The organism is Streptomyces sp. GS7, from assembly GCF_009834125.1.
In the GTDB taxonomy this organism is placed as follows: domain Bacteria; phylum Actinomycetota; class Actinomycetes; order Streptomycetales; family Streptomycetaceae; genus Streptomyces.
Window position 1 is genome coordinate 4,287,809 of record NZ_CP047146.1, and the last position, 5,105, is coordinate 4,292,913.

Here is a 5,105-nt window from a genome sequence, read left to right on the forward strand (position 1 = left end):
CCGCCGCGATCTCCAACGTGGCGTCGCGGTGAGCAGGCGTGGTGAACGGGAAAGCGGGCCGCGGGAGCCTAGATTCGGAAGGGAGCATCGTTGTGTGAGATCCGGGGTCGCCATGCGGAGGAAAGCCACGTTCCGGTCTGTCGGGCTCTCGCGCCGGCCTGTGAACGGCCCGGTTCCCACGCCGGCCGAGCCGCCCGGACCCCGACTGCCCGCCATGGTGCAGACCCTGCTCTTCGCGCGGTACCGGGATCGCTGGTTCCCTCGACTGCGACGTACCTACGGCGAGGTGTTCTCGCTCTCCCTGGCGGCGCCGATCCGGCACAACGTCGTGGTCCTGGCCCGGCAGGAAGCCGTCGACGAGGTCTTCGGCGGGGCGGTCGACGTCCTGCACGCGGGTGCGGGCAACGAGGTCCTCAGACCCATCCTGGGCGATCACTCGGTGCTGCTCACCGACGAGGACGAACACCGCAGGTTGCGGCGGCTGCTGCTCCCCGCCTTCAGCAGTCCGGCCTTGCGCACATACGAGGACATGATGCGGGACGTGGCGGTGGGGGAGATCGAGCGGTGGCCGGTGGGAGAGGTGTTCTGTGCCCACCACCGCATGCGGGAACTCACGCTGGAGGTCATCGGCCAGCTGATTCTGGGAGTGACCGCACAGGCACGACTGGCCCAGCTGCGGCCACTGATGCGCAGCCTCACCGACATCGGCCAGATCACCCTGCTCGGACTGTCCCACCCTAGACTGCGCCGGCTGCCTCCCTGGCGCCGATACCTGTCCGTCCGGCGAAGACTGGACGACCTGATCGACGCCCAGGTGGCCCACCGACGGGTGGCGGCAGACGACGAGGGCGACGTGCTGTCCCATCTGGTGCAGACGGGACAGAAGGCGGACGGTGGTGGCTTCGGGGACGCGGAGCTGCGCGACCAACTCGTCACGCTGCTCCTCGCCGGGCACGAGACCACCGCGACCGGGTTGGCGTGGGCGCTGCACGAACTCAGTCGCAGCCCCGAGCACCTGCGCAGGGCACAACGGGCAGCCGACGAAGGCGACGATGCCTACCTGACGGCGATCTTCCAGGAGACGTTGCGCCGCAGGCCGGTGATCTATCAGGTGGCCCGGTGCCTGACCGAGCCGCTCACCATCGCAGGCCACCGGCTCCCCGCGGGTACAACGGTCATGCCCGCCATCGGCCTGGTCCATCTCGATCCCACGCACCACGAGCAACCAGAGGCGTTCTGCCCGGAACGGTTCCTGGACGGCCGGCTTCCGTCACCGGCCTGGATCCCCTTCGGAGGCGGAGCACGCCGATGCCCGGGCGCCGGATTCGCCTTGCTGGAGGCGACCATCGTGCTGCGGGAGGTACTCACCCGCTACGACCTGCGTCCCGATCGCGCCCGCCCGGAGACCCCACGCCCCCGCCAGGTCACCCACGGTCCGGCGCGAGGGGCGCGCCTCGTGGTCTCCCACCGGGGGAAAAACACCGTGGCTTGACAGCCGAGTGGCTATGGGGCGCGGGCTCCGGCTGCTCGACTTCCCGGTGCTGTCCTACGGCTCACCGACCGCACCACGCTGCCGTTGAATCCGTCGCCGTGGACACTCCGCGCGCCGGACCGGCCCCGCCGGAGAACCCACGCCTGATCCGCCTCACCACAGAGGCACGGTCTTCAGGGATTGTGATGTGCTCCCCCCCCGAGGGGCTGCCGCCCATCGAGACGCTCGTCCTGCGGGGCAGTGGCGGCGCTGCTATCCCCGCCGGACGAGGAGCTCGGTGTTGCGGTCCGCCGCCGTACCCGCCATCTCCTCATCGACGTCGCTGCCCGTCCTGGCGGCGAGTCCGGGCGCGTTGTAGGCCAGCTCACGGTAGAGGGAGGCGAGGCCGACCGCGGAGAGGTCGTCGAAGTCCGCCCGGTACGGCGCGGCGGACTCCACCAGCGTGGTGAACAGCGACAGCGTGCCGTCCTGGTTGTCGACGAGTTCGAGGAGCCGCGCGTGCTGCGGGTAGTCCACGTGGGAGGCGGTGTTGACCTCCCAGAAGGAGCGGGCCGGTGTCGGGTGGGCGTGCGGTGTGATGCGGTTGACGTGGCTGTGTCCGTTGATCCACGCGACCACGTTGGGAAACCGGCTCAGCAGGGCGATCACCTCCGCACCGTCGTGCCGGATCTCGTCGGCGCGGGCCGCGTCGGGACGCCGGGTCATGCTCGGGCTGTGGTGGTGACTGAAGACGAGGATGTGCGCGTCGTCGGCAGTGGTGTTGCGCACCAGGCGCCCGTCGGCGTCGTAGTGGCGCGCGCTGTGGGCGGCCAGGGTGCGTTCCAGCCAGCCCAGTTGCTCGGTCCCGAGCGAACCCTCGTAGTGGCCGCTGCGGTAGGTGGTGTCGATGCTGATGCCGAGGACGCCGTCCGCGATACGGAAGGTGTAGTACATCCGCTCACCGTCCAGGTGATTCTCGGTGTACCCGTGCCCGACCGGGCCCGCTCCCGCGTAGGCGGGGTCGAGGTGCGCAGTGACGTAGTCGTGCGGGGTGGCCAGGCGCCGGCGCGGGTCGGCGGTGACGGACCGGGCCCGGCGGGCGTTGTGATGCAGGATCTCCTTCAGGACGGTGCTCTTGGGATCGTCGCCGGATTCCAGCACCTTGGCGAAGGCGGCCACGTCGGAGTCCGGTACGGAGACGAGCTTGCGCGCCCCGGTGATGTAGTCGCTCAGGAAGGGGTCCTGGGGGGCCAGGCATCCACCGGGCAGGTCGTCGTGGTTGCCGGGCGTCGAGTACCAGGGGATCTGCAGGCCCGGGCTGGTGACGGGGCGTATCGCGGCCTCCAGGAATCCGGGGATCCGCGGCATTCCACGTAGTTTGTCCTGGTCACGCAGGTCGGAGTCGGGGTGCCAGTACAGCGGGAGGCCGCAGTTCTGCACTCCCTCGTATGCGGCCGGGTCGCCGGTGTTGGGAGTGATCCGGCCGCCGCTCATCAGCGTCAGGAACCACTCCAGCTCCACCATCGAGTGGTTGTCGATGTTGTCGCCGGTGGACATCACGAAGGCCGGGGGCAGACTGGTGTGGGGTCCGCCGCCGATCGTATTGACCTGCTCGACCAGCGAGACCGCGCCCGCGACAGACAGTGCCTCCTGGCCCCGCCACGACCCGGGCGACCCGGCGCGCAGGTACTCGGTCCGCAACGGGCTCTGGACGTCGGCCACATGCAGGTCGGTGATCTGCACGAAGCACGCCAGCGCGGCCCTCCGGTCCTCGCGCCCGCCCTGGGCGGCGGCGATGTCACCCCGCACGACCAGGGGCCATCCGGGTCCGGAGCCGATGCGCCGGTAGCCTCCGCTGCCCGTGAGCCGTGCGGTGGTCTGGAGCGTGGTGGCGCCGTATGGTGCGGCCCGCCTCACGATGGGGCGGGCGGGTGCCGCGCCGGTGTCGGCCGGTGCCGGGCGGGCGACCGGGTGCGTACTGCTGCCGCGCTGGCCCGCGAGTGCGTAGGAGGCGCCGGCCGCTGCGACGGCGGCACCTGTGCTGAGGAGGAATCGACGGCGGTCGGTGGTGGTTGCCATTCCGGCCATGGGGCCCTCCGTACAGTGCCGGGCGTGCCCGGCCACAGCGGTGTCACGGATCGGAATCTCGTATTCCTGAGGGTGCGCGGTGTGCCTGGCCGGGAGTTGAACGCGCCCGGAACGCGGAACGCCCATCCGTCGTCGGATCGGACCGGGCGTTGCGGCCCATGGGATCCTCGGTATGAAGCGACCGCTGCCGGTGCGCGTGTCGCAGGTCCGGAGCGCGGTACCAGGTCCGCTCATCCAGTCGGGCGGTGGGTCTCAGCGACGCGACTGAGATCCTGAGATCCGCGAACCGGGCGGTTCCCCGGGCCGCGCCTTCGAGGTCCGGCTCCGGCGCACCGTCGGCAGCCGAGCAGCATGCCCACGGCGGTCCGGAGACCTTCCGGTCGATGCACGACGACCGGTGCGCGGCCCGGCACCCTCCCGGCGTGGGGCGTCGTCGACGAATGACGTACCAAGCGACGAGTCAGGTCTGTCGCGGTGGCGGCAATAGCGTTCTCGTCGACGATTCCGCAAGGGCGCATCGGGGGCGTATTGAAGTTCCTTTCGCGGGATTGGGTGGTGATGGAGCTTCGATGCGCCGTGGGCTGCAATACATGTCGAGGCGTCCCGGGTGCGTTGTCGGCATGCACGGAATCGGCCATGGTGTGGCTGAATTTCGCTCACCGTAGGGCGTCGTGCGTGTGTCACAGGCAAAGCCTTGGTGTTTCTTCTTCGTGAATCGGCAGGTCGGTGACGCCCGGCAGAAAGGGGGAGCGGTCGGCTGCTTACGGGGAAGCGGGCCGCCGCCCTCGCTGTGCCGTGTGATCACATGGGTGGGCCGGTTCGGCGAACTGGTCGGGTGTGAAGGTTTTGTGGTGTACCGTACTCACGCTCGCCCGGTTTCCGTACGGAATATCGGTCAATGCCGTAGCGCGTAGGTGGGGGCGGGATGCGGTGCGATCCCGATCACCTCCCGGTTTGCCGGTCAGCAGGAGGGAAGGAGTAGGGGGAAGCTATGGCCAATGTTTTTGACGATGAGTTTGCCCGATTCATCGTTCTGGTCAATGAGGAGCGTCAGTACTCGCTCTGGCCCGCCACCACAGAGGTGCCGGGTGGATGGCAGATCGCGCGGCCGGAGGGGTCGCGCCAGGAGTGCCTGGAATTCGTCGAGTCCACCTGGACGGACATGCGGCCGGCCAGCCTGGTCGCGGCCATGGAGGGTCAGGGCTCGTAGCCCACGGCCGCGACCAGGGCAAGTACGGCCGAGGCGCGCCCCGTTGAGGGCGCGCCCGCCGGTGGTGCCGCGTGGTCGCCGGCCGTTCTCTCCGCCGCCGCCCGTGCCGGGCGGTGATGCGCAGGTACATCCATTATTCCGTTTCGGTCATCGCCGGTAACGCCTGTTCGCCACGCCCGGAAAGGATCTCCGGGCACCGCGGGCACGGCGATCTACGGTAATTCTCCGGGCCGTTGCCTCATCGTTCAGGGTGTCGCCTGAATTCGGTGATCCGGGATGCTTTCCCGTGCCCTGAAGGGGCGGCCACAACACACCCCCTGAAAGGGCGGAAGCACT

Annotated in this window: 3 protein-coding genes; 2 read left to right on the forward strand and 1 reads right to left on the reverse strand. The window is 69.4% G+C overall.

Annotated features, from left to right (window positions below):
- The first annotated feature begins 112 nt into the window (after positions 1-112).
- Positions 113-1,492: a cytochrome P450 gene (locus tag GR130_RS18960; protein WP_159510081.1), complete on the forward strand. Its 1,380-nt coding sequence runs from the start codon at positions 113-115 to the stop codon at positions 1,490-1,492.
- Positions 1,493-1,744: 252 nt separating this feature from the next.
- Here GR130_RS18960 and GR130_RS18965 read toward each other — a convergent pair whose 3' ends face one another.
- Positions 1,745-3,559 carry a TIGR03767 family metallophosphoesterase gene (locus GR130_RS18965; protein ID WP_159505831.1) on the reverse strand — a complete coding sequence of 605 codons (1,815 nt, stop codon included), beginning with the start codon at positions 3,557-3,559 and terminating at the stop codon, positions 1,745-1,747.
- Between the two features lie 991 nt (positions 3,560-4,550).
- On the opposite strand from GR130_RS18965, the gene GR130_RS18970 reads away from it, so the two are divergent.
- The gene (locus GR130_RS18970; RefSeq protein ID WP_159505832.1) at positions 4,551-4,769 is read left to right on the forward strand and encodes an MbtH family protein; all 219 of its coding nucleotides are present in this window, start codon (positions 4,551-4,553) and stop codon (positions 4,767-4,769) included.
- Positions 4,770-5,105 lie beyond the last annotated feature (336 nt).